General features: G+C 66.1%; 20 protein-coding genes and 1 pseudogene. 15 read left to right on the forward strand and 6 right to left on the reverse strand.

Annotated elements, in window-relative coordinates; all coding sequences use genetic code 11:
- Positions 1–21 precede the first annotated feature (21 nt).
- From rimP to A4249_RS14035, 10 genes are all read left to right on the forward strand, one after another.
- Entirely contained in the window at positions 22–621 is a 600-nt protein-coding gene (rimP, locus tag A4249_RS13990; protein WP_066555243.1) for a ribosome maturation factor RimP, read from the forward strand.
- Positions 621–2,354 (forward strand): transcription termination factor NusA, encoded by a 1,734-nt coding sequence (gene nusA, locus A4249_RS13995; RefSeq protein WP_066553711.1) that lies wholly within the window; start codon positions 621–623, stop codon positions 2,352–2,354. Before rimP ends, nusA begins: the two co-directional genes overlap by 1 nt.
- 18 nt (positions 2,355–2,372) lie before the next feature.
- Entirely contained in the window at positions 2,373–3,032 is a 660-nt protein-coding gene (locus A4249_RS14000) for an RNA-binding protein (RefSeq protein WP_039247141.1), read from the forward strand.
- A 108-nt stretch (positions 3,033–3,140) separates the two neighbouring features.
- Entirely contained in the window at positions 3,141–6,167 is a 3,027-nt protein-coding gene (infB, locus tag A4249_RS14005) for a translation initiation factor IF-2 (protein ID WP_066553713.1), read from the forward strand.
- Positions 6,168–6,409: 242 nt separating this feature from the next.
- Positions 6,410–6,835 carry a DUF2141 domain-containing protein gene (locus A4249_RS14010; RefSeq protein WP_066553715.1) on the forward strand — a complete coding sequence of 142 codons (426 nt, stop codon included), beginning with the start codon at positions 6,410–6,412 and terminating at the stop codon, positions 6,833–6,835.
- Between the two features lie 23 nt (positions 6,836–6,858).
- The gene (locus A4249_RS14015) at positions 6,859–8,337 is read left to right on the forward strand and encodes a carotenoid oxygenase family protein (protein ID WP_066553717.1); all 1,479 of its coding nucleotides are present in this window, start codon (positions 6,859–6,861) and stop codon (positions 8,335–8,337) included.
- A gap of 66 nt (positions 8,338–8,403) precedes the next feature.
- Entirely contained in the window at positions 8,404–9,558 is a 1,155-nt protein-coding gene (locus A4249_RS14020) for an acyltransferase family protein (RefSeq protein WP_066553719.1), read from the forward strand.
- A gap of 36 nt (positions 9,559–9,594) precedes the next feature.
- Positions 9,595–10,125: a CHAP domain-containing protein gene (locus tag A4249_RS14025; RefSeq protein WP_055809437.1), complete on the forward strand. Its 531-nt coding sequence runs from the start codon at positions 9,595–9,597 to the stop codon at positions 10,123–10,125.
- A gap of 36 nt (positions 10,126–10,161) precedes the next feature.
- Positions 10,162–10,959, forward strand: coding sequence for a tryptophan 2,3-dioxygenase (locus A4249_RS14030; RefSeq protein WP_066553722.1), 798 nt, complete (start codon positions 10,162–10,164; stop codon positions 10,957–10,959).
- Positions 10,960–11,032: 73 nt separating this feature from the next.
- On the forward strand, positions 11,033–11,518 hold the full coding sequence (locus A4249_RS14035) for a PA2169 family four-helix-bundle protein (RefSeq protein ID WP_039247171.1): 486 nt from the start codon (positions 11,033–11,035) through the stop codon (positions 11,516–11,518).
- A gap of 75 nt (positions 11,519–11,593) precedes the next feature.
- Here A4249_RS14035 and rplS read toward each other — a convergent pair whose 3' ends face one another.
- The 3 genes from rplS to A4249_RS14050 all read right to left on the reverse strand — a co-directional run bounded on the left by rplS (position 11,594) and on the right by A4249_RS14050 (position 14,797).
- A complete protein-coding gene (rplS, locus tag A4249_RS14040; RefSeq protein ID WP_017505017.1) occupies positions 11,594–12,016 on the reverse strand; it encodes a 50S ribosomal protein L19 in 423 nt (140 codons plus the stop codon).
- A gap of 1 nt (position 12,017) precedes the next feature.
- Positions 12,018–12,743 carry a tRNA (guanosine(37)-N1)-methyltransferase TrmD gene (trmD, locus tag A4249_RS14045; protein WP_066553724.1) on the reverse strand — a complete coding sequence of 242 codons (726 nt, stop codon included), beginning with the start codon at positions 12,741–12,743 and terminating at the stop codon, positions 12,018–12,020.
- 218 nt (positions 12,744–12,961) lie between these two features.
- Positions 12,962–14,797, reverse strand: coding sequence for a DUF885 domain-containing protein (locus tag A4249_RS14050; protein ID WP_066553726.1), 1,836 nt, complete (start codon positions 14,795–14,797; stop codon positions 12,962–12,964).
- A 190-nt stretch (positions 14,798–14,987) separates the two neighbouring features.
- On the opposite strand from A4249_RS14050, the gene A4249_RS14055 reads away from it, so the two are divergent.
- Both A4249_RS14055 and A4249_RS14060 read left to right on the forward strand, forming a co-directional pair.
- The gene (locus A4249_RS14055; RefSeq protein WP_017505021.1) at positions 14,988–15,125 is read left to right on the forward strand and encodes an entericidin A/B family lipoprotein; all 138 of its coding nucleotides are present in this window, start codon (positions 14,988–14,990) and stop codon (positions 15,123–15,125) included.
- Between the two features lie 66 nt (positions 15,126–15,191).
- A complete protein-coding gene (locus tag A4249_RS14060; protein ID WP_231868716.1) occupies positions 15,192–15,623 on the forward strand; it encodes a YidB family protein in 432 nt (143 codons plus the stop codon).
- Between the two features lie 4 nt (positions 15,624–15,627).
- Here A4249_RS14060 and A4249_RS14065 read toward each other — a convergent pair whose 3' ends face one another.
- From A4249_RS14065 to A4249_RS14075, 3 genes and pseudogenes are all read right to left on the reverse strand, one after another.
- Positions 15,628–17,394 (reverse strand): AmpG family muropeptide MFS transporter, encoded by a 1,767-nt coding sequence (locus tag A4249_RS14065; RefSeq protein ID WP_066553727.1) that lies wholly within the window; start codon positions 17,392–17,394, stop codon positions 15,628–15,630.
- A gap of 43 nt (positions 17,395–17,437) precedes the next feature.
- The gene (locus A4249_RS14070) at positions 17,438–18,976 is read right to left on the reverse strand and encodes a response regulator (protein WP_066553730.1); all 1,539 of its coding nucleotides are present in this window, start codon (positions 18,974–18,976) and stop codon (positions 17,438–17,440) included.
- Between the two features lie 73 nt (positions 18,977–19,049).
- Positions 19,050–19,823, reverse strand: a pseudogene (locus tag A4249_RS14075) (ATP-binding protein); the annotation flags it as partial.
- 115 nt (positions 19,824–19,938) lie between these two features.
- Between A4249_RS14075 and A4249_RS14080 the strand changes: the two are divergent.
- The 3 genes from A4249_RS14080 to A4249_RS14090 are packed head-to-tail and all read left to right on the forward strand — an operon-like array spanning position 19,939 to position 23,433.
- A complete protein-coding gene (locus tag A4249_RS14080; protein WP_066553733.1) occupies positions 19,939–20,649 on the forward strand; it encodes a TnsA endonuclease N-terminal domain-containing protein in 711 nt (236 codons plus the stop codon).
- Positions 20,636–22,543, forward strand: coding sequence for a Mu transposase C-terminal domain-containing protein (locus A4249_RS14085; RefSeq protein WP_066553736.1), 1,908 nt, complete (start codon positions 20,636–20,638; stop codon positions 22,541–22,543). The genes A4249_RS14080 and A4249_RS14085 overlap by 14 nt, the downstream gene beginning before the upstream one ends.
- The gene (locus tag A4249_RS14090) at positions 22,543–23,433 is read left to right on the forward strand and encodes a TniB family NTP-binding protein (RefSeq protein ID WP_066553739.1); all 891 of its coding nucleotides are present in this window, start codon (positions 22,543–22,545) and stop codon (positions 23,431–23,433) included. The genes A4249_RS14085 and A4249_RS14090 overlap by 1 nt, the downstream gene beginning before the upstream one ends.
- The last annotated feature ends 15 nt before the right edge of the window (positions 23,434–23,448 follow it).

Here is a 23,448-nt window from a genome sequence, read left to right on the forward strand (position 1 = left end):
TTTGTTTTGGATATTCGTCGCTTGCGCGCAAGAACCGCCCAGGATCGCCAACTGCTGGACCTGATCGACCCCATCGCGGAGTCGTTGGGCCTGGACGTCGTGCGCGTGCGCCTGATGACCGGCTCCAAGCGCCAGCGCCTTCAGATCATGGCCGAGCGGCCGTCCGACCACGACATCTCGGTCGAACAATGCGCCAAGCTGAGCCGCGCGGTGTCGGAAGTGTTCGACGCCGCCGACCCCATCCCCGGCGAATATATGCTGGAGGTGTCGTCGCCCGGCATCGACCGGCCCTTGACCCGTCCCATCGACTTCGACCTGTTCGAGGGCGAGGAGGCGCGTCTGGAAACGGACCGGATGATCGAGGGCCGCAAGCGGTTCAAGGGCGTGCTGGCCGGCTATGAAGACGGCAACGTCCTGATCGACCTGGACGGCGAGGACGACACCGCGCTGATCCCCTTCGACTGGCTGAGCGACGCGAAGCTGGTCCTGACCGACGCCCTGATGAAACGGGGCGCCGCCATTCGCGCCGCACGCGGCGAACCCGAAGACGACGGCCTACCCGAAGGGGAAGCCTCCGACCTGACAACCGACACCACGACCCCTTCTGAGGACAACGCCTGATGGCCGTCACCGGTATTTCCGCCAACCGCCTCGAACTGCTGCAGATCGCCGAGGCCGTCGCCCGCGAGAAGAACATCGAGCGCGAAATCGTCATCGAGGCGATCGAAGAAGCGATCCAGAAGGGCGCCAAGTCGCGCTACGGCGCGCACCACGATATCCGCGCCAAGATCGACCACAAGACCGGCGAGCTGTCGCTGACCCGTCACGTCACCATCGTCGAGGACGACTGGATGCCGGAAGACGAGCTGGAAGAGTTCAACGACAGCGCCATGGTGCGCCTGAAGGACGCCTCCAAGCGCGATCCGGAGGCGGTGGTCGGCAAGGAATACGTCGAGAACCTGCCGCCGTTCGAATTCGGTCGGGTGCAAACCCAGATGGCCCGCCAGGTCGTGACCGGTAAGGTCCGCGAGGCCGAGCGCGCCAACCAGTACGAAGAGTTCAAGGATCGCGTCGGCGAGATCGTCAACGGTACGGTCAAGCGCGTCGAATACGGCAACACCATCGTCGACCTGGGCCGGGGCGAAGGCGTCATGCGCCGCGACCAGTCCATCCCGCGCGAAGTGTTCAACATCGGCGACCGGATCCGCACCTATATCTACGACGTCCGGCCCGAGGCCAAGGGGCCGCAGGTCATGCTGTCGCGCGCCCACCCCGGCTTCATGGCCAAGCTGTTCGCCCAGGAAGTGCCGGAAGTTTATGACGGCGTGATCGAGATCCGCGCCGCCGCCCGTGACTCGGGTTCGCGCGCCAAGATGGCCGTCCTGTCGAACGACAGCTCTATCGATCCCGTCGGCGCCTGCGTCGGCATGCGCGGCTCGCGCGTTCAGGCGGTCGTCGCCGAACTGCAGGGCGAGAAGATCGACATCATCCAGTGGAATCCGGACGAGCCGACCTTCATCGTCAACGCCCTGGCCCCCGCCGAAGTCTCCAAGGTCGTGCTGGACGAAGAAGCCGGTCGCGTCGAAGTGGTCGTGCCGGACGAGCAGCTGTCGCTGGCCATCGGCCGTCGCGGCCAGAACGTCCGCCTGGCCTCGCAACTGACCGGCTGGCAGATCGACATCATCACCGAGGCTCAGGACTCCGAGCGTCGTCAGCGCGAGTTCGCCGAGCGCACCGGACTGTTCCAGGAAGCCCTGGACGTCGACGAAGTCATCGCCCAGCTCCTGGTCACCGAAGGCTTCGCCACGGTCGAAGACCTGGCCTACGTCGATCCGTACGAAGTCTCCGAGATCGAAGGCTTCGACGAAGAGACCGCTGAAGAGCTTCAGGCCCGCGCCCGCGAATATCTGGATAAGAAGGCCGCCGAGCTGGACGCCAAGCGCGTCGAACTGGGCGTCGAGGACGGCGTGCTTCAGGTGCCGGGCGTCACCCTGCCCATCGCCGTCGCCCTGGGCGAAGGCGGCGTTAAGACGGTCGAGGATCTGGCCGACCTGGCCACCGACGAAATCCGCGGCGGCTATGAGGTCAAGAACGGCGAGCGGGTGAAGGTCCCCGGCGTGCTGGAAAGCTTCAATCTGGCGCAAGAAGACGCCGAGCTGCTGATCCTGCAGGCGCGCGTGGCCGCCGGCTGGATCGACGCTTCGGAACTGCCGCAGCCCGAGCCGGAAGAGTACGAAGAAGAGGGCGACTACGCCGAGGGCGAATACGATCCGGACCAGGTGTTCGGCGACGCGCCTGCCGAAGACGACACGGCTGAGGGCGAAGAGTCCGACGCCGAACCGTCGAACGCGTGATGGGAGACCTGGCCACATATGAGCTTGCGCGACGCAACGATCGATAGGGAACGCCGGGACCTCGTCTCTCACGAGGTCATGGACGAATCTCGCCTGATCCGTTTCGTCGCCGGGCCCGATGGCCAGGTGGTCCCCGACCTGGGCAGGAAGCTGCCCGGACGCGGCCTGTGGGTCGAAGCCAGCCGCGCCTCGGTCGAGGCGGCGGTCAAGAAGAACGGCTTCACCCGCGCGGCCAAGACCAAATTGACCGCCCCGGCCGACCTGGCCGATGTCGTCGAACGGCTGCTGGCAAGGCGCTGTCTCGACCAGCTGGGTCTTGCCCGGCGCGAAGGCGTTCTTATATCCGGCTTCGAGAAAACCGCGGCGAGCCTGCGTGCGGGCAAGGCCGCCTGGGTGCTGGAAGCCGCCGATGGCTCGGCCGACGGGCGCGGAAAGATCCTCGCCCTGGCCCGTCATCAGACCGCCAAGATCTGCGGCGCGTTCACGGCGGACGATTTGAGTTTGGCCCTTGGGCTGGAAAATGCGATACACGCCGTCCTGCTTGCGGGCGGACGCGCCGATCGGTGGACCATCGAGGTCGAACGACTGGCTGGATTTCGGCCGCTTCGCCCCCCTCACTGGGACGTTTCCAGTGTCGAGGACGGATCGGCGGGAGCACCCCCGACAGGGGCGAGCTGAGGATTTTAGCGGCCGAGGGCCTGTCTCCAAGGGCGGAGACGGGCTCACGGTCGTTCATGGGTATTAGATGAGGACGGCGGGCCTTTCCGCCCCGAGTAAAGCGACCGGATGATCGACGAAAACGACAAGACCAACCAAGGCCAAGGCAACACGGGCGGCACGCCGTCCCAGACGGGGCCGCGCGCTCCGCTGAGCCTGAAGCCGCGCGTTGTGGGATCGGTGCCGACCGGCACCGTGAAGCAGAGCTTCAGCCATGGCCGATCCAAGACGGTGGTGGTCGAGACCAAGCGCCGCGCCGGCGCCGGCGGACCGCAACGTCCGCAGGGCTTCGATGTCGCACGTCCTCAACAGGCTGCTCAGGCGCCGCGTCCGCAAGGTCCGCGTCCGTCGCAACCCGCCGGCGGCGCCCTGTCGGCCGAGGAGCAGGAAGCCCGCCGTCGCGCCATCGCCCTGGCCACGCAAGCGAACGCCGCCAAGGCTGACGCCGCCGCCGCCGCCAAGGCCGCCGCAGACGCCGCAGCCCGCGAACAGGCCGCCGCCACCGAACGCGCCGCCCAGGCCGCACGTGACGAAGCCGCCGCCGCCAAGGCCGCCGCAGAAGCTGCACGCGCCGAAGCCGCCAAGCTGACGGCCGCTGCGCCCGCCGCCCCGGCCAAGCCCGCACCCAAGCCGGCCGCGCCCGTCGCAGCCGCGCCTGCGCCTGTCGCGCCGACCCCGGCGCCTCCGGCCCCGGCTGCGCCCGCCCGTCCGGCCGCTCCGGCCCGCCCGGTGGTCAACTTCGGCCAACGTGTGCCCAAGCCCGGCAATCCCCAACGCGCCGCGCCCGAGCGTCCGGCCTTCGGCGGCCGTTCGGCCCGCGAGCAGGCGATGGGCGGCGGCGATCGCGCCTATTCGGACCGCCCCCAGAGCGATCGCCCGCAAGGCGACCGTCCGCAGGGCGCCCGTTCGGGCCCTGGCGGTCAACGTCCGCAAGGCGCCAAGCCGGCCGAGCCCGTCCGCTATTCGGCCCTGAATCCGCGTCCGGCGCCGGGCGCCGCCCGTCCCGGCGGCGCGCGCACCGGCCCTGGCGGTCGTCCGACCCCGAACGCCCCGCCGGCCGAGGCCAATGTTCTGCGTCCGGCTCGTGCGCCCGGCGCCGGCTTCGGTCGTCCGGCCGGTCGTGACGACGATCGCGAGAAGCGTTTCTCCGACGCCGGCAAGGCCGTCAGCCGCACGCGCGGCGAGCCCAAGCGCCGCGAAGGCCGCATGACCATCCAGTCTGTGGTCGGCGACGGCGACGCCGCCGAGCGGATGCGCTCGCTGGCCTCGGTCCGCCGCGCTCGCGAACGTGAGAAGGAAAAGCGCAAGGGCGGCTCGACCGATGCGCCCAACCGTCCGCGTGAAGTCGTTATTCCCGACGTCATCACCGTGCAGGAGCTGTCCAACCGGATGGCCGTGCGCGGCGTCGACATCATCAAGTTCCTGATGAAGCAGGGCCTGATGATGAAGATCAACGACGTGATCGATTCCGACACCGCCGAACTGGTGGCCGAAGAGTTCGGCATGGCCGTCAAGCGCGTCTCGGAATCCGACATCGAAACCGGCTTCCTGGGCGAGGCCGACGATGCCGACGCCTCCGACACCCGCGCGCCGGTCGTGGCCATCATGGGCCACGTCGACCACGGCAAGACCTCGCTGCTTGACGCCCTGCGCACGACCGACGTCGCAGGCGGCGAAGCCGGCGGCATCACCCAGCACATCGGCGCCTATCAGGTTCGCCTGCCGGACGACCAGAAGGTCACCTTCCTGGACACCCCGGGCCACGCCGCCTTCTCGGCCATGCGGGCGCGCGGCGCCAATGTGACCGACATCGTGGTTCTGGTCGTCGCCGCCGACGACGGCGTCATGCCGCAGACCATCGAAGCCATCCAACACGCCAAGGCGGCCAACGCGCCCCTGATCGTGGCGGTCAACAAGATGGATAAGCCCGGCGCGACGTCGCAGAAGGTCGTCAACGAGCTGCTGCAGTACGAAGTCATCGCCGAAAGCCTGGGTGGCGAGACCCAGATCATCGAGGTCTCGGCCAAGGAGCGGATGAACCTCGACGGCCTGTTGGAAGCCATCCTGATCCAGGCCGAGGTCATGGACCTGCGCGCCAACGCCGATCGCTCGGCCGAGGGCGTGGTCATCGAGGCCAAGCTGGACAAGGGTCGCGGTCCGGTCGGCACCGTCCTGGTCAAGCGCGGCACGCTGAAGCGCGGCGACATCGTCGTCGCCGGCGGGTCGTGGGGCAAGGTTCGCGCCTTGCTGAACGAGCGCAACGAGCAGCTGACCGAAGCCGGTCCGTCGGTTCCGGTCGAGATCCTCGGCCTGGACGAGGCGCCCTCGCCGGGCGACGTCTTCGCCGTGGTGGAATCCGAAGCCCGCGCCCGCGAGCTGACCGAATACCGTCAGCGGGTGAAGCGCGAGAAGGCCCAGGTTTCGGGCGGCTCGGTCTCGCTGGTCGACATGATGGCCAAGCTGGGCTCCAAGAAGGCCTCGGAACTGCCGGTCGTCATCAAGGCGGACGTGCAGGGTTCGGCCGAAGCCATCATGGGTTCGCTGGACAAGATGAGCACCGACGAGGTTCGCGCCCGCACGGTCTATTCCGGCGCCGGCGGCATCACCGAGAGCGACGTCAACTTGGCCAAGTCGGCCGGTGCGCCGATCCTCGGCTTCAACGTCCGGGCTTCGAAACAGGCGCGCGATCTGGCCGAACGCGAAGGCGTCGAAATCCGCTACTATTCGATCATCTACGACCTGCTGGACGACATCAAAGGCGTGCTGTCCGGCATGCTGGCGCCGCTGCAGCGCGAAACCTTCCTGGGCAACGCCGCTGTCCTCCAGGTGTTCGACATCTCCAAGATCGGCAAGATCGCCGGTTGCCGGGTGTCGGAAGGCGTGGTTCGCAAGGGCGCGCGCGTCCGCATCATCCGCGACGACGTCGTGGTGCTGGAGCTGGGCACGCTCAACACGCTCAAGCGCTTCAAGGACGAGGTCAACGAGGTCACGGCCGGCCAGGAATGCGGCATGCAGTTCCAAGGCTTCCAGGACATCAAGGAAGGCGACTACATCGAGTGCTTCACGGTCGAAGAGATCAAGCGCACGCTGGACTAGTTCCTCGTCGCGAGCACGAAGAGACCAAGGCCCGGAACTCAGGTTCCGGGCCTTTTTTTTTGAGGCACGGACACGATGCGTTCGAAGTGTTCCTTCGCGCTTCGCCAACGCCCATGGCTGTGCATTCGCGAACGGCGGCCGTTCATCGCCGCAAGCGCGGTGGTGAAGGGCAGGGGACGACGGCACGGTCCGGTCATTGAGGGCCGGTCGTCGGTCCTCTCACCGACACAGGATACGCCGTCATGAAGACTGTCGCCGCCATCGCTCCCGTCCTCGCTCTCGCCGCCGCCCTGACAGCCGCGCCCGCCTTCGCCGCCGACCTGACCGTCGCCTTCCCGAGCGCGGCGCCCCAAGGCCAGATCATGGTCGCCGTCTTCAACAGCGAGGCCAACTATGGGGGCGAGGGCCAGCCGGCCCAGGTCGCCATGCTGGATGCCGCCGCCGGCCAGACTAGCGTCACCTTCGACGGCCTGCCCGACGGCGACTATGCCGTGCGCGCCTTCCACGATTTGAACGGCGACGGCAAGATGAACACCAATCCCTTCGGCATGCCGGTCGAGCCCTTCGCCTTTTCCAACAACGCCGTCGGCAACATGGGACCGGCGTCTTGGGAACGCGCCAAGTTCACCGCCGCCGGCGCGACGACCCAGTCGATCGACCTGAAGTAAGCGACGAAAGCCGGAGCTCGATCATGACCCCCTCACGCCGTTCTTTCCTGATGGGCGCCGCCGCCCTCTCGGCCGCCGTGGCCACGCCCGAAATGGTGCGCGCCGCCGCTGCCCTGGACGCCGTCGCCGCGACGAAGGCCGACTGGGCGCTGGCGACCCAGGACGTCGAAGGCGACATCGCGCGCCGGACGATGCGCTTGGTCCACGGCCGGGCGCCGATCGGGCTGCAGGGCGCGCTCTATCGCAACGGACCGGCCAAGTTCCGGCGGCCGGGCGGGTCGGCGACCCATTGGTTCGACGGCGACGGCATGATGCGCGCCTTCCGCATCAAGGACGGCCAGGCGACGCTGGAGGCGCGGTTCGCCGACACGCCCAAGCGCCGCACCGAAACGGAATTGGGCGCCGTGGTCACGCCGGGCTTCGGCACCAAAGGCGACGACCGCGCCCGCATCGGCTCGAACGACGACGCCAATGCCGCCAACACCGCCGTCATGGTCGCCGGCGATCAGGTCTGGGCGCTGTGGGAGGCGGGATCGCCACTGGCCCTGTCGGCGTCGGACCTGTCGACGCGCGACTTCGTCACCCTGCGCGATGACCTGAAAGGCATGCCGTTTCAGGCCCATCCGCGCTACGCCCCCGACGGCTCGATCTGGAACGTGGGGTCGGCGGGCGGTCAGGCCGTCATCTGGCATCTGCGCCCGGATCGCAGCCTGAGCGACGCCCAGGTCGTGCCCCTGCCGCGCGCCAGCTATATGCACGACTTCACCGCCACCGACCGACACGTGATCCTGGTGCTTCAGCCCTGGATGTTCGCGACCCGCGCCATGCCCGTGACCTCCGGCCTGGCCTGGCGACCCGAGACGGGGACGCAGGTCCTGGTGCTGGACAAGGACGACCTGAGCAAACGCCGCCTGTATGAGTTGCCGGGCTTCTTCCATTTCCACCTGGGTGACGCCTGGGCTGAGCGCGACGGCACGATCCGCTTCGATGTCGCCGCCAGCGGCGATCCTCGCTTCGCGGTCGATGGCGCGCGGGTTCTGGTGGACGGGCATGGGGTCGTTCCGGGCGATCCGGCGAAACTGGCTTTGATCACCCTGCGTCCAGATGGCCGCGCCGACATGGCCTATAGCGATGTCGTGGGCGAATTCCCGAAAGCGGACCCGCGTCGTGCGGGGCTGAAGCGCAGCCTGACCGCCCATACCTCCGGTGAAACTCGAGGCCGTCCGCTGCCGACGGGACTGGCGGTCCACGATTGGGACAGCGGTCGCTCGCACGCCTTCGAGTTCGGCGTGCATCAGGTGGTCGAGGAGGCGGTCTTCGTGCCCAAGCCCGGCGCGACGGCGGAACGCGACGCCTGGCTGGTCGGACCGTCGGTCAATCTGAAGGACGGGCGGACGGAACTGCATGTCTTCGACGTGGCGCGGATCGAGGACGGCCCGGTCGCGACCTGGCAGGCGGACGTGGCCCTGCCGGCCGGCTTCCACGGCGTGTGGGCAGGGTAGGGCCGAACGGGCACAACCTTTGCGGGCCTTCATGGTTCGAAAAGGCTGACGTGCCAAGGTGAGACCATGACCCCCGTCCAGACGCCCGCCGACCTTCGCCCCATCACCGCCCTGCGCTTCGGCGCGGCCATGTGGGTCGCCGTCTACAGCTTCTGGGAAAATCTTGCGGGCGCGGGTCAGTCGGGCCTGGTCGCCAAGGGCTATCTGGGTGTCGAGCTTTTCTTCGTCCTGTCCGGCTTCATCCTCAGCCACGTCTATCTGGCGGCGGCGGGCGAGAAGCGGTTCTCGTATCGCGGCTTCCTGTGGGCGCGGATCGCGCGCGTCTATCCGCTGCATATCGCCACCCTGATCGGCGTGGGGCTGCTGGCAGCCGCCGCCCTTTTCGCCGGTATAAGCGTGGACGCCAATGTGCTGAGTTGGGCGTCGCTGCCCGCCAACCTCTTCATGGTTCACGCCTGGGGGCTGGCGCCGGTCGCGGGCTGGAACCATCCGTCGTGGTCCATCTCTGCGGAGTGGTTCGCCTATCTGTGCTTCCCGCTGTTCGCCTTCGTGTTCTGGCACCTGCGTCATCGACCGATCGCGGCGGTGGTCGGGGCTGCGGCCTTCCTCGTCATCCTCTATTTCGCGTTCGAGCAACTGGCCGGCTTCGCCTTGACCGAGGCGACGATCCGCTGGGGCGCGCTCAGGATCGTGCCGTGCTTCGCCCTGGGCTGCGCCCTCTATCTCGTTTATCGCCGCGCGCCGTTGAAGGCGCCGTGGCTGTGCGCCGCCGTCTCGTTCGGCCTGATGGTGCTCAGCGCCGCACTCGGACTATGGGACGGCGTCACGGTTCTGCTGGCCGGCGCACTGATCCTGTCGCTAGCCTCTTTGCCCAACGCGCGCGCCGGATGGCTGGCGTCGAAGCCTGCCGTCTACCTCGGCGAGATCAGCTATTCGGTCTATATGGTCTGCGTGCCGTGGAAGCTTCTGGCGGTCGGTCTGGCCGCGAAACTGTTCGACGCGCCGGACAAGCAGCTTCAAATTTTCGTGTGGTTGGCGATCCTGGCCCTTTTGCCGGTTGTCGCCGCCGTTTCCTATCATCTGGTCGAACGCCCGGCCCGTAAGGCTCTGAGAGACATGGCCGACAAGCGCGCCAAGCGTCACAACAAGGTTTCAGAAGGAAATATGAAGCACGGCGATATGCCGAAACAACTTGCGACAGGGCGTGATCCCGTGGCCTAAAGGGCGCTTCCAAAGGCGGGTCGGGATACCCCAAGCATGTCAAAACGGCTCAAAGCCGCCGCGGTTGCGGCGACCCTCGGTTTTTTTGCGCTGGGCGCCGTTCCCTCCACCGCAAAGGCTGATGAGCCCTACTGGCAGTGCGTGACATTCGCGCGCATGTTCTCTGGCATCAACATCTTCGGCGACGCTTGGACCTGGTGGCGTCAGGCCGCCGCCAACTTCCGCACCGGCAAGGCCCCGGAAACCGGCTCGGTTCTGGTCTTCCGCCCCGAAGGCCGCATGAGCCGAGGCCACGTCGCCGTCGTCTCCGACATCCTGACCGACCGCGTCGTGCGCGTGACCCACGCCAACTGGGGCGGCAGCCGCGGCAAGGTCGAAGAGAACGTCACCGTCGTCGACGTCTCGCCCTCCAACGACTGGTCGCAGGTCAAGGTCTGGTACAACCCGATCAACGACTTGGGCACGACCGTCTATCCGACCTACGGCTTCATCTATAAAGGCGCCCGCGACGCCTTCGACGCCGGCCGTCAGATCGCCGCCAACGTCTCGGCCCAAGGCCAGCACTAAGCTTGCACCGCCCGCCATCGCGGGCGATAGGCGGGCATGACCCAATCCAGCGACATCACCTACGCCGGCTATCTGGCGTTGGACGACCTGCTTTCGACCCAGCATCCGCTGTCGGACCAGCACGACGAAATGCTGTTCGTCGTCATCCACCAGACCAAGGAACTGTGGCTCAAGCAGATCCTGCATGAGACGGCTCTCGCCCAGTCTATGGTGCGCTCCGGCGATCTGGTTCCGGCCTACAAGAGTCTGGCGCGCGTGAGCCGCATCCAGGCGGTGATGACCCACAGCTGGGACATTCTGTCGACGATGACGCCGTCGGACTATCTGCGGTTCCGAGGGTCGTTGGGGTCATCGTCCGGCTTCCAGAGCGACCAGTTCCGACGTTTCGAAGCCATGCTGGGCCTGAAGGACGCCAGCTTCCTGAAGTTCCACGAAGACCGCCCCGAGGCACTGGCCGCGCTTCAGGCCGCCATCGCTGCGCCCAGCCTTTACGATGACGCGCTGGCCCAACTGGCCAAGGCCGGTCTGCCGGTGCCCGCCGAGGTGCTGAACCGCGACGTGACCAAGCCCTATGCGCCGTCCGAAGCCGTCGAGGCGGCCTGGCTGGAGGTCTATCGCGACACGGAACGGTGGTGGGTCCTGTATCAGCTGGCCGAGAAGTTAGTCGATCTGGACGACGCCCTGCTGACCTGGCGGCACAAGCATGTCGTTACGGTCGAACGCATCATCGGTCGGCGTCGCGGCACGGGCGGAACGGAAGGCGCCGCCTATCTGGCCTCGACCCTGACCAAGCGCTGCTTCCCCGAGCTGTGGTCGCTTCGCACCAAACTTTGATGTCGCAGGCGGCAACCTTCGCCGCGCCGGACCATTTCGCCGTTTGACCGCAACAGCGGAAGGAATGGACTAGATGAGCAACCCCAACGCCCACGACATCAAGGTTCTGAACGGCCTGATTGAAACGACGCTGGACAGCGCGGACGGCTATCGCGAAGCCGCCGAACAGACGCAAGACCCGCACTACCGCACCCTGTTCGAGCGCCGCAGCAGCGAACGCCAGCAGGTCGTCGACGACCTCTCGGCCGCCGTTCGCGGTTTGGGCGGAGATCCCGAGTCCGATGGATCGATTCTGGCCAAGGCGCACCGCGCGTTTCTGGATGTGAAACACGCCCTGCTGCGCAACGACGATTCCGTCGTCGGCTCGATCAACTCGGGAGAAGGGTTCATCGCCAACAAATATGAAAAGGCGCTGGAAGATACCGGCATTTCCGCCACGACGCGCGAGACGATCCGGCGGGCCTATGCGGCGGTGAAGACCGAGCATGAGCAGATGGAAGCTCTGAAACACAGCCTGGAAGGCCAGCGCGACGCGGCCAATCCCTTGTTCCCACAGTAATGTCGGACTGACGGAATTGAAAAAGGCCCCGGCGTCTCCGCCGGGGCCTTCGTCATTTGATCATCTAGCCTGAAACTAGGCTTCTTCGGTCTTGGCGGCCGAACCGGTTTCCGGAACGACGACGCCCTTGGCGGGACGAACCGTCTGGCGCTCGGCGATACGGGCCGACTTGCCGCGACGATCGCGCAGGTAATAGAGCTTGGCACGACGCACGACGCCGCGGCGCTTCACTTCGATCGACTCGATGTTCGGCGACAGGATGGGGAAGCGGCGCTCGACGCCTTCACCGAACGAGATCTTGCGGACCGTGAAGGTTTCGCTGATGCCGCCGCCGTCACGGGCGATGCAGACGCCTTCGAAGGCCTGAACGCGCTCGCGCTCGCCTTCCTTGATCTTCACGTTGACGCGCAGGGTGTCGCCGGGCTGGAATTCCGGGATTTTGCGTTCGCCCAGGACGCGGGCTTTTTCTTCGGCGTCCAGCTGTTGAACGATGTTCATGTCATTTCTCCTCGGGCTTTGCGCCCTTTAGCTGTGAGTTGGCGAGATGCGCCTGCCAGAGGTCCGGCCGCCGCTCCCGCGTAGTCGTCGCCCGCTGCGCCTCGCGCCATCCCGCGATCTTCTTGTGATCGCCCGACAGCAGCACCTCGGGTATCTCAAGGCCCTCGAACGTCCGCGGTCGCGTGTACTGCGGGTGTTCCAAGAGCCCATCCTCGAAGCTTTCGGACGACAGGCTGTCGCCTGAGCCGAGCACGCCGGGGATCAGTCTTACGCACGCCTCGATCGCGACCATCGCCGCCGCCTCGCCGCCGGCGAGAACTGCGTCTCCGACCGAGACCTCCTCGAACCCGCGTGCGTCCAGCACCCGCTGATCCACCCCCTCGAAACGACCGCACAGCACGACGATCCCGTCGGCTTTCGACCATTCCTTGACGCGCGCCTGGGTCAGGGGTCGACCCCTGGCGCTCATGTACAAAAGCGGCCGTTTCGGTCCCGGCAGGCTATCCACCGCCCGAGCCACCACGTCCGCCTTCAGCACAGCTCCCGGGCCGCCACCCGCAGGGGTGTCGTCCAGGAAGCCGCGCGTATCTGTGGAAAAGGCGCGAATGTCAACCGTTTCCAAGCTCCACAAGCCCTTCTCGCGCCAGGCCGTGCCGATCAGCGACACCCCGAGCGGGCCCGGAAAGGCCTCGGGAAACATGGTCAGGACGGTTGCGATAAAGGGCATGGCGGCGGCTCTTACACACAAAGTCGGAAAAATCCGACTCCAGACCTCTCCCTCCCCGCTCCGGGGAGGGTGGCTGAGCGCAGCGAAGCTGGGTGGGGCGGCGAGGCGAATGTTCTCGGCAATACCTTCCGGCATCAGCAAGTGCGTCCCTGCCGGGCCGTCCCCACCCTGTCGCTTCGCGACATCCCTCCCGGGAGCGGGGAGGGAGAAGGGCGTGTTTACGCCGTCGGGGCCCCGCCGCCCGCCGCAATCCAGCCGTCCACCTGATCCTCCAGTACGTCCAGCGGCACCGAACCGGAGCCCAGCACGACCGCATGGAAGTCCTTGATGTCGAATCGGTCGCCCAAGTCCGTCCTGGCCCGGTCGCGCAGTTCCTCGATCTTCAGTTCGCCGATCTTGTAGCTGGTCGCTTGGCCGGGGTTGGTGATGTAGCGCTCGACTTCCTTTTCGATGTCGCGCTCGGACAGCAGGGAGTTCTGGCGGAAATAGTCCATCGCCTGTTCTCGGCTCCAGCGCTTGGCGTGCAGGCCGGTGTCGGTCACCAGACGCACCGCGCGCCACAGCTCGGTCGAGAGCCGGCCGAAATCGGAATAGGGGTCCTGATAGAAGGCCATCTCCTTGCCCAACTGTTCGGCGTACAGCCCCCACCCTTCCGCATAGGCGCCGTAGCCGCCGAACCGGCGGAAGCGCGGCAGGCCCTCGATCTCCTGCGCATAGGCGATCTGGAAGTGGTGGCCCGGCGCGCCCTCGTGATAGCTGATGCCCTCGATCTGGGGCTTCAGCACCTGGGTCATGTCCGACAGATTGACGTAGTAGATGCCCGGCCGCGACCCGTCCGGCGCGGGCGAGTTGTAGAAGGCGATCGAGGCCGTCGCCTCGCGGAACGGCTCCACCGCCCGCACCTCCAGCGCCGCCTTGGGCAGGGTCGAGAACCACTGCGGCGCCGCCGCCATCACCTGGGCGATGAAGCCGCGTGCGTCGGTCAGATACTGCTCCTTGCCCTCGGGCGTGTTCGGATACTGGAACCGTGGATCGGTCTTCAGGAAGGTGAAGAACGCCTGCAGCGAGCCGGTGAAGCCAACCTGGGTCTTGATGGTCTCCATCTCGGCCTGGATGCGGGCGACCTCGGCCAGACCGATCTGATGGATCTGGTCGGCGGTCAGGTCGGTGGTGGTCGAGAGCTGGAGCCGGGCGTTGTAATAGGCCTCGCCCTGCGGCAGTCGCCACACGCCCGCGTCGCTATCAGCCTTGGGCTGCACCTCGGCCAGCGCCGTCAGCACGGTCTCGAACCCGGCCTTGTAGGGACCGGTCAGGGCGGCGCGGGCTTCCGACAGCAGCCGGTCCTTCGTCGCCGGATCCGTCTCCAGCGCCTCGACCTTCTTGGTGAAGTCGGCCCAGACCGGATTGTCCGCGCCATCGTCGAACGGCGCGCCAGTGATGACGTTGCGGGTGTTGGCGATGGACGGGGCGAAGACGAAGCGCGGCGAGACGACGCCCGCCGCCGCGCGCTGACGCAGTTCGTCGGCCACCTGATCCATCTGCGTCTCGGCGGCCTTGATCCGCGCGACATAGGCCTCGGCGTCGGCCACGCTGGAGACCCGGTGGTTGTTGATCAGAAAGACCGGCAGGCTGGTGGTCGGATTGCCGTTGGCGGCGAACTGAAAGCCCCAGTCGCGCCACTGGTTCGACAGTCGCGCCTGCTGGACGCCATATTCGAACATCCGCCACGACAGCGCCGCCTGCGGCCCCAGCTTCTGCGGATCGAACTGGGCCTTCATCTGCGCCAGCTGCGCTTCCTGAAGCGCCAGGGCGCGGTCGGCGGCGGCGTCCGACACATCGTCCAGCTTGTCGTAGTCGGTCTTGATCCCCAGAGACGTCATCTGCTGCGGGCTAAGCGCGATCCGCGCCTGGAAGGCCTGCTCAAAGAAGGCGTTCAGCCGCGCGTCCTCGCTTTCGGCCGCGGCTGTCTGTGCGGGGGCGGAGGTTTGCGCCAGCGCGGGCGCGGCGGACAGCACCGCCATCATGGCGGCGGACGAGATCAGAAGACGACGCATGAACAACCCCTCATGAAACAGGGGCGCACCTTCGGGGTCGCGCGCGCACGGCGCAAGCGATCAATGCCGCAGCCGTTGCGGCGATCCGACACGTCGAAAGCAAAATTTTCGATACGGCGTCGCTTGATGCAACTCAAGTTCGGGGTCGGCGTTTCGACGAAACTTGACCATACCAATAAGGGTTCACACCATGCGCAAGATCATCACCCTGTCCATCGTCGCCGCCGCTCTGGCCGTGTCGGCCTGCAACACCATCGCCGGCGCCGGCCGCGACGTCTCAGCCGCCGGTTCGGCCGTCACGCAGGGCGCGAACGAAGCCAAGAACTAAGGCTTTTCGCAAGCCGATGTTGGAAAGGCCCGCCGGATCCCGGCGGGCCTTTCTCGTATCCGTCGCATGACGGTGTTACGGTGCGCCATCATTCGGGACACGGCGATGGGCTTTCTGGACAATGTGGTGAAGGGTCTCGGCGACGACGCCGCAGGCGGTCTGAGCGACCTGCTCAAGGGTCAGGGCGGCGTCGGCGGACTGGCCGAGAAGTTCGGTCAGGCGGGCCTGGGCGATGTCATCGGCTCTTGGGTCGGCACGGGTCCGAACGCCAATATCTCGCCTGAGCAGATCACGGCCGTCCTGGGCCACGGTCCCATCGCCGACATCGCCGCCAAGATGGGCGTGACCCCCGAACAGGCCGGCGAGACCCTGGCCGGTCTTCTGCCCGAAGCCATCGACCGCCTGACCCCCGGCGGTCAGATCGACGGCGCCGACGACCTGCTTGGCAAACTGCCGGGCGGCCTGGGCGACATGATCGGCGGCTTCCTGAAGCGCTGAAGCCTCAGGACGGCTGGCCATCGGTCGCCGCGATCGCAGCCTCCTCTTCCAACGCGGCCTTCTGGCGCGCCTGCAAGGCGGTTTGCTTGCTGGCCACGATGAAGGCCAAGACGATGGCGAACACGCCGATGATCGTCGAATAGAGGAAGAAGACGACGTAGCCCGCGCCCAGCGCCGCCGGCGTCACGCCGCTCGTCGCCGCTCCCGCCGCCAAGGACCCTTCGGGCAATCGCGCGAACAGCGGCCGCAAACCCGCGAACGGTCCTGTCCCCTCCGCAGCCCGCGCCGACGCCTCGACGATCCGGCCAGACTGCGATGCGATAAGCTTGCCCGGGAGCGCATAGAGCGAACTGAACAGGGCATATTGCGTCGCGGTGAAACCAATCGACGTCAGGCTGGACATATAGGCGATCAGGGCTGTGCCGGCGTAGCCTGTGGCGACATTGTCCACCCCGATGGCGACGGTCAGAGCCGGCACGCTGGGGCCCTGGGTCGCCAGCCAGGCGAAGACCAGGTTGGAAACCGGGCTCATGAAGGCGCCGATGACCATGGTGCGGATCAGGCCCAGCTTGGCCACCGACCAGCCGCCGACGAAGACGCCCAGGGTGGTCATGACCACGCCAAACACCTTTCGCACCTCGGCCAGTTCAGTCTTGGAGAACCCGAGATCCAGATAGAAAGGGTTCATGATGTTCAGCACGAAATCGGCCAGGCGATAGACGCAGATCAGCGCCAGGATCAGCGTGGCGACCCCCGCGAACCGCTTGTAAAAGTCCACTACGGGTTCGCCGAACGACCCTGCCAGATAGGCTCCGGGCCGAGTCTTGACCCCGGGCACGGGCCAACACGCCAGCACCATTACCGCCAGGCCAAGGAAGACCAGACCGACCTGCAGATAGACGCCCTCGGGCTTGGCCGAGAGGGCCGCCGCCACAGCCGCCTTGCCGTCCGCGCCCAGGCCGAACAATCCAAACAGCGCATTCAGCGGGCCCGACTGGCCGGTCAGGCCCGACCCCAGCACCATCGCCGCCACACCGATAATGGCCAGGCGCACGATCCATTCGATCACCTCGAAGCCAGGGCGAGACGGCACGTCACCGACCGGGATGGCGCGGATGGAATGAGCCTTTTCCCGCGGGGCGAACAGAACGCCGGCGATGCCGAAGCCCATCAGAGCGGCCATCACGGCGTAGGACAGGTTCCAGTTATAGAGATCAGCCAGGACCAGCGGCACGGCGCCGGCGACGATCATGGCGACCCGGTAGCCCATCTGATAAGCGGCGGCCATGGCGCCGTGCCGGCTGTCGTCGGCGGCCTCGATCCTCCAGGCGTCGATGACGATGTCCTGCGTCGCCCCGAAGAAGCCGACCAGGGCGGCGAATCCAGCCACCGCGATCAGGGCGTTGGCCGGGTTCAGCGTCGAGATCGACCACAGGCCGAACACGATTACGGCCTGCGTCACCAGCATCCAGGCGCGGCGATGACCCAACAGCCGCGTCAGTCCGGGCACGGACGTCCGGTCGATCAGCGGCGCCCAAACGAACTTCAGCGAATAGGACAGGGTGGCCAGGGCGAAGAAGCCGATCACTTCGAGCGTCTGGCCGCTCTCGCGCAGCCAGGCGGACAAGGTGTCGAAGATCAGCAGGTTCGGCAGGCCTGCCGAAAAGCCCAGCAACAGCATGATGAAGACGCGCCGCTCGCCATAGACGGCGAGGCCGCCGAAACGCCCGGCGGGCTTGCCATTGGCGGGGGGATGGGCTTGGTCGGTCATGCACGGCTCCGGCGCGGCGGCCGGAAACGCGGGCGCCTGTAACTCAGCCGACCTTGGCGCGGATGTCGCGCTTCGTCCAGCGGGCGAGGGCGGCGCGCAGGGCCTCGGCGTCCAGCGGCTTGACGATGTGGTCGTCCATGCCGGCTTCCAGACAGGCGCGGCGGTCCTCGGCGAAGGCGTTGGCGGTCAGGGCCAGGATCGGCGTCGTGTCGCCCGCCGCGCGGATGGCGCGGGCGGCGGCGGGGCCGTCCATGCCGGGCATCCGCATGTCCATGAAGACCACGTCGTATCGCGCGCGTTTCAGCGCCGCGACGGCTTCGTCGCCGGTGGCGGCCGTCTCGACGGTGCACCCCTCGCGGCGCAACAGGGTTCGGGCCAAAAGCGCGCCGACGGGATTGTCCTCGGCCAGCAGGACGCGGATTCCGGCGAACTGAACGGGGGCGACGCGGTCGTCTTCGATCGGGGCGGCGCAGTGGGCGCTGGCCTTGTCCGGCGCCTCGGCGCCTATGGCGGCCAGGACGCGCTCGGCCAGGGAAGCGCGACGCAAGGGCTTGATCAGATAGCCGTGGAAGCCAACGGCCCGATAGCGAGCGATCAGATCGCGCTCGGCCGGTTTCAGCAGGACGATGCCGCGACCGCTCGAAGGCAGGGCCGCCAGCGCGCCCGTCGGGGCGTCGGCGTGATCGACCAGGGTCACCGGGGCCGTATCCGCCACGACGCCGCCCGAAGCCTCGATCTGGGCGCGAGCCGCCGACAGAACAAACGGATCGACGGCGCGCACCGCGACCGTTTGGTCGCGCAACGGCTTGTCGCGCGCCACCGCGACGGCGGCGAAGGCGGCCTCGAACCGGAAGCGGGCGCCACCGCCGGTTGCGGCGCCGTCGGGCCGGCTTTCGACCTTCACCGAGCCGTCCATGGCGGCGGCCAGCTTGCGCACGACCGCCAGACCCAGGCCCGCCCCATCCTGACGGACCGCGTCGGAACTGTCGGCGTGGCCGAATTCCTCGAAGATCCGTGTACGCGCCTCGGGCGCGACGCCGGGGCCGGTGTCGTCGACCAGGAAGGCCAGACGCGGCCGCGCCGCGCTGCCGCCGACGCGCTCGACCGAAATGCGCACGCCGCCGGTTTCGGTGAACTTCACGGCGTTGCCCGCCAGGTTGAAAAGGACCTGCCGCAGCCGGCCTTCGTCCGCCAGCACGTCGGGCGCGTCGGCGGCGACCGACCAGACGATCTCCAATCCCTTGTCGTGGGCGCGCGGGCTCAGCAACTCGGCGACGCCGCGCACAAGGCCTTCCAGGTCGACGGGCGCGAGATCGAACTCCAGCGCCCCGGCCTCTAGCCGCGCGTAGTCCAACAGGTCGTTGACCAGACCCAGCAGATGTTCGGCCGACTGACGCGCGTTCTCGGCATAGGCGCTCTGGGCGCCGTCCAGCCGGGTGCGTTGCAACAGATTGATCATGCCGATGACGCCGTTCAGAGGCGTGCGCATCTCGTGGCTCATCAGTCGCAGGAACTGCTGGGCGGGGTCGACAGGCGCGCTCGTGCGCTCCTCAATCCGCTTCGTCGCCGTCCGTCGCGTCATGGCCGTCTCCCCCACGAGACAGAGCCTAAAGACCGACGGTTAAGGATGTCTCCACCATGCCACGATGGCCGTTTCACGCGCGCAGTAAGGGCGTCTGCTCGTCATCGCCCTCGCGCAGGCCAAACCCTTCATGGCGCTGCGCCACACGGCGATCGAAGTCCGCTTCGGCGCCGATGGTGGTGCGGCGGTAGATCAGGGCCTCGGCGATGTGGCGACGCAGAACGCCGGTGCTGCCGTCCAGGTCGGCGATGGTGCGCGCCAGACGCAGGGTGCGTGTCCAACCGCGCGCGGTCAGTCCGCCGGCCTCGCCTGCCCGCATCAGCAGCATCCGGCCCGCCTCGTCCGGCGTGGCGAACCGATCCAGCGTGCCGCCGGAGGCGCGGGCGTTCAGGCCTTGGGCGGCGTCCAGCCCCGCTTCTCGAACCCGGTCCTCCTGCATGGCGCGGGCGGTCGCGACGCGCGCCCGGGCCTCGGCCGTGCCCTCGGCAGGCGGGGGCAGGGCCATGTCGGCGGCGGTGACGGGCGGCGTCTCCACGGTCAGGTCGATCCGGTCGAACATCGGACCCGAAACGCGGTTCTGATAGTCGCGCTGGCAACGCGGCGCCTTGCCGCACGCGCCGCGTCCGGCGCCGCCCATGCCGCAGCGGCACGGGTTCATCGCCGCAACGAGCTGGAACCGCGCCGGATAGCGGATGTGGGCGTTGGCGCGGGCGACGACGATCTCGCCGGTCTCCAGCGGCGCCCGCAGCGAGTCGAGGGCTTGGGCGCTGTATTCCGGCAGTTCGTCCAGAAACAGCACGCCATTGTGCGCCAGCGAGGCCTCGCCGGGCTTGGCGCGAAGACCCCCTGTATAATCTCACAGGCAATGCGAATGAACTGAGCTGCTGACCGCCTTCAACCGCCCACTTGGCCACAGGTTTGTCTCTCACGAGACGCGAAAGAACTTAGGAATCTCGCAAAAAATGCAACAAGATCAGGATATGGAAGCCCGCCGCCGGATCCCGCCCGGTCATCGCTCGATTACTGGCACTCTCCCCTCCCGCTTTCCCAGCGGGCATTTGCCGTTCGAATCCAAGTTGGAGATGGACTTCCTAACCCTCTTGCAGATCGACAACGGCATCCATGATGTCGTCACCCAGCCGACGACGCTTGCGCTGACAGTCGGTGGCGAGGCTCGAACGTACACGCCTGACGTTCTGGTCTCGTGGCACAGCGCCATGCCCCGTCCATTTCCACAGCTCCAGGTAATGTTCGAGGTGAAGCCGCTAGCGGTGCTCCGCGATAAGCGCGCCTCGCTCTGGCCGAAGTATCGCGCGGCCAAGCGACACCTTGCCCGCCAGGGCATTGGATTTCGTGTCGTGACCGAACGGACAATCCGCACGCCTCGTCTAGGCAATGCGGAACTGCTGGCGCCGGTAATGCTCCAGCCGCAGGACCGGGAGATGATGAATCGTGTTCGCGCGCTGGTGCGTCATCAAGGGCCGAAAAGGCTTGGGGACATCCGTCTCCGCCTGGAGGCGGGGGGTGCCATTCGCGGCACCATCATGGAGGCGGCCTATGATCTGATCGGGCTTGGGCGCCTGCAGTGTGATCTGGACACCCCTATCACTGACGAGACTGTCGTCAGGTGGTGGGCCGACGTGGCGGTGGAGGAGATTCTTGAAGGGACTTAAACTGGAGGTCGGCGAGCGAGTTCTCGTCGCAGGCCGACCGGCAGAGCTGGTCCAGATCCTCGATCTCGACCGCTACATGGTTCGGTTCGAGAGCGGAGAACTGCGATCCCTCGGGAGAGCTGAAATCGACGATGCCACATCGGTCGAGACACCGAAGCGCGCCTACGATGACTACACCCCGCAGGAAAAGGCAGAAGCCTTCCGCTGGTTTGAAGCGGTCAAGCCGCTGTTGGATGGCGACATTCGCCGAGGAGAGAAGACCGCCCTCGCCGACAAAGCCGCCGAAATCCTCGGCGTCAACCGCGCTACGGTCTATCGCCGGATCAAGCACTGCGACCCGACGGACCCTCTGACCCTATTGCCAGTGGGAGGCCAGGGACGGCCTGGATCCCGATTGGACGAAGTTACCGAGGCGTTGGTTCAGGAGGTCATTCGCAAACATTACCTCCACCGCAAGCAAGCCACTCCAACTACGGTTTGGACGGAGTATTTGCTCCCGGCGTTCAAGAGCGCCGGTCTGGCGGAGCCTGGCCGGGCGACCTTTTTCCGGCGCATCGAGGATATTGACCCACTGGTCGTGATCGAGGCGCGTGAAGGTAAGCGCGCTGCGCGAGATGCCAAGAAGAGGATGTCGGGGAGCTACCCGTTCGACGGGGCGCCGCTCAGCTCAGTTCAAATTGACTATTGGCAGTACGATATTGAAATCGTGGATGAGGTCAGCCGTCTGCCGATAGGAAGGCCTTGGCTGGCAATGTGCATCGACACATTTAGCTTCATGCCGACCGGCTACTATCTCTCGCTTGACCCGCCCGGCGCATCCAGCGCCGGCATGGCGATCTTTCACTCCATCACGCGCAACGAAAAGTGGCTGGCAAAGCTGGGCGTGAGCATGGACTGGCCTGTCTGGGGCATCATGAAGATGATCCATGCAGACAACGCCAAAGAGTTCCGTGGCGATATGATGCAAAGGTTCGTTCGGTACGCGAGAACCAAGCTCGTGAACCGCAAGGTGAAAACGCCTCGTTACGGCCCGCACATCGAGCGGTACTTCGGCAAGCTCGCCCACAGCGTGAAGCATCTACCCGGCGCCACCGGATCAAACATAGTGGAGAAGGCGAAGAAGGCCGATCCGCGCAAAACAGCCCGGCTCACATTGGCCGATCTCGAACTCTACCTTCTCAGCGTAATTAAAGAGCACATCAACACACCCCGCAAAGAGCTGGGCATGTCACCGCTGGAAAAGTGGAAGTCGTACTTCTTCGACCGGGAGACCGGGCGGCAGATCCAAAGACTCCCGGCCGAGGCGGACGACCTCGCCAGGCTTCGCAAAGAGCTGTTGCCGGTCACGACCCGCAAGCTCCAGCACTACGGCGTCCAGTGGGATATGCTGCATTACGATTCAGAGGCCCTGGTCGTCATCCGACAGCGGTACGCCAAGACGCCCGAAAAGGACTTCATCATCAGGCGCGACCCTCGCGACTTGTCAGAGGTGTATGTTTGGGACGAGGACGCGAAGGTCTATCTCACGGTGCCTCTGCGGAACCCTCGCGGCGTGGCCATGAACATCTGGGAGCACCGCGCCGCGAAAAGGCACGCTCAGGAAAAGGGCCATCCTCGCCCGGACGAGAACGACATCTTCGATGCTCATAGGGAGCGGTCAGAACGCCACGCTCGCATTCGTGAGGCCGAGAAGGAGACCATTCGTGTGCGTCGAGCGGCAGAGCAGAAGAAGCACCACGCCCAGGCGCGGAAACAGCAGCAAGCTGTCATCGGAGTTGAGCCGACCATCTCAGCGCCCCCGAAAGCGCCAGCTTCGGCGGCACCAACCCGGTCTGCGACAACAGCTCCATCCGTGGTCGTGGAAGACGATGTTTTCGATGACCTCGATAGCTGATGACTGACATTCAATCCGATCACGGCGCCCATCTGACGGAGAAGACGCGAGCCTATCTCGCCACTCCAGGGGAGGATCGAATTCTCAACAATTGGGAGTCGATCTGGATCGGCCATAGCGACGCCAAGATGGTTCACGCCAGGCTGGATTTGATGCTCCGCACCCCTCCCTCCGATAGGCCCAAGAACCTCCTCGTCTTCGGGGAATCCAACGTCGGAAAATCGACCATCCTCAAAAGGTGGGCGAAAGCGGTGAACGACAAGGCGGCTGTCGCCGCTGAAACGACAGATCCCGACACTGTGGGGGATTGGGCGATCTTGCCCGTTGTCAGGGTACAGACGCCACCGAAAGGTGATGAAGGTCGTCTGTATGACAACATCCTTCGAGCGATGGGATACCCGCTCCCGATCAGCTACTCGCCGTCGGCAAAATGCCAGACGGTGCTCAAGCTCCTGGCCAACAACCAGACCAAGATCGTGATGCTCGACGAGTTTCATAACGCCCTATCGGGCAGGTTTGATCAGCGTCTTCACTTCAACGTCGTCATCAAGAATCTGACCAATGAGGCGGGCATTCCGCTTGTCGTCGCCGGCGTCGAGACCGTCGAGCTGGTGTTTCGCAAAGAGGATCAGCTTCACCGTCGCTTCTCGCGGATCGAGCTGAAAGCCTGGCGAGACAACGAGGATTGGAGGAAACTATTGCGGAGTTTCGAGCGCCTGATTCCCCTCAAGCATCCCTCGGTTCTTGCCGACCCGGCTATGGCGACTACGCTTTACGAGGTGTCGAGCGGCCGAATAGGCGACCTCTCAGACGTTCTAAAGGAGGCGGCGATCCGAGCGATCCTATCGGGAGAGGAACGGATCACCCCCGACATGATTCAAGCCGTCTGAGTAGATTGGGCGAGG

The sequence above is a fragment of the Brevundimonas sp. GW460-12-10-14-LB2 genome (assembly GCF_001636925.1).
Classification (GTDB): domain Bacteria; phylum Pseudomonadota; class Alphaproteobacteria; order Caulobacterales; family Caulobacteraceae; genus Brevundimonas; species Brevundimonas vesicularis.

Bases quoted from the DNA above. Each gene is read 5' to 3' on its own strand.
- nusA (WP_066553711.1), top strand. From the start codon at position 621: ATGGCCGTCACCGGTATTTCCGCCAACCGCCTCGAACTGCTGCAGATC.
- A4249_RS14000 (WP_039247141.1), top strand. From the start codon at position 2,373: ATGAGCTTGCGCGACGCAACGATCGATAGGGAACGCCGGGACCTCGTC.
- infB (WP_066553713.1), top strand. From the start codon at position 3,141: ATGATCGACGAAAACGACAAGACCAACCAAGGCCAAGGCAACACGGGC.
- A4249_RS14010 (WP_066553715.1), top strand. From the start codon at position 6,410: ATGAAGACTGTCGCCGCCATCGCTCCCGTCCTCGCTCTCGCCGCCGCC.
- A4249_RS14015 (WP_066553717.1), top strand. From the start codon at position 6,859: ATGACCCCCTCACGCCGTTCTTTCCTGATGGGCGCCGCCGCCCTCTCG.
- A4249_RS14020 (WP_066553719.1), top strand. From the start codon at position 8,404: ATGACCCCCGTCCAGACGCCCGCCGACCTTCGCCCCATCACCGCCCTG.
- A4249_RS14025 (WP_055809437.1), top strand. From the start codon at position 9,595: ATGTCAAAACGGCTCAAAGCCGCCGCGGTTGCGGCGACCCTCGGTTTT.
- A4249_RS14030 (WP_066553722.1), top strand. From the start codon at position 10,162: ATGACCCAATCCAGCGACATCACCTACGCCGGCTATCTGGCGTTGGAC.
- A4249_RS14035 (WP_039247171.1), top strand. From the start codon at position 11,033: ATGAGCAACCCCAACGCCCACGACATCAAGGTTCTGAACGGCCTGATT.
- rplS (WP_017505017.1), bottom strand. From the start codon at position 12,016: ATGAACATCGTTCAACAGCTGGACGCCGAAGAAAAAGCCCGCGTCCTG.
- trmD (WP_066553724.1), bottom strand. From the start codon at position 12,743: ATGCCCTTTATCGCAACCGTCCTGACCATGTTTCCCGAGGCCTTTCCG.
- A4249_RS14050 (WP_066553726.1), bottom strand. From the start codon at position 14,797: ATGCGTCGTCTTCTGATCTCGTCCGCCGCCATGATGGCGGTGCTGTCC.
- A4249_RS14055 (WP_017505021.1), top strand. From the start codon at position 14,988: ATGCGCAAGATCATCACCCTGTCCATCGTCGCCGCCGCTCTGGCCGTG.
- A4249_RS14060 (WP_231868716.1), top strand. From the start codon at position 15,192: ATGACGGTGTTACGGTGCGCCATCATTCGGGACACGGCGATGGGCTTT.
- A4249_RS14065 (WP_066553727.1), bottom strand. From the start codon at position 17,394: ATGACCGACCAAGCCCATCCCCCCGCCAATGGCAAGCCCGCCGGGCGT.
- A4249_RS14070 (WP_066553730.1), bottom strand. From the start codon at position 18,976: ATGACGCGACGGACGGCGACGAAGCGGATTGAGGAGCGCACGAGCGCG.
- A4249_RS14080 (WP_066553733.1), top strand. From the start codon at position 19,939: ATGCAACAAGATCAGGATATGGAAGCCCGCCGCCGGATCCCGCCCGGT.
- A4249_RS14090 (WP_066553739.1), top strand. From the start codon at position 22,543: ATGACTGACATTCAATCCGATCACGGCGCCCATCTGACGGAGAAGACG.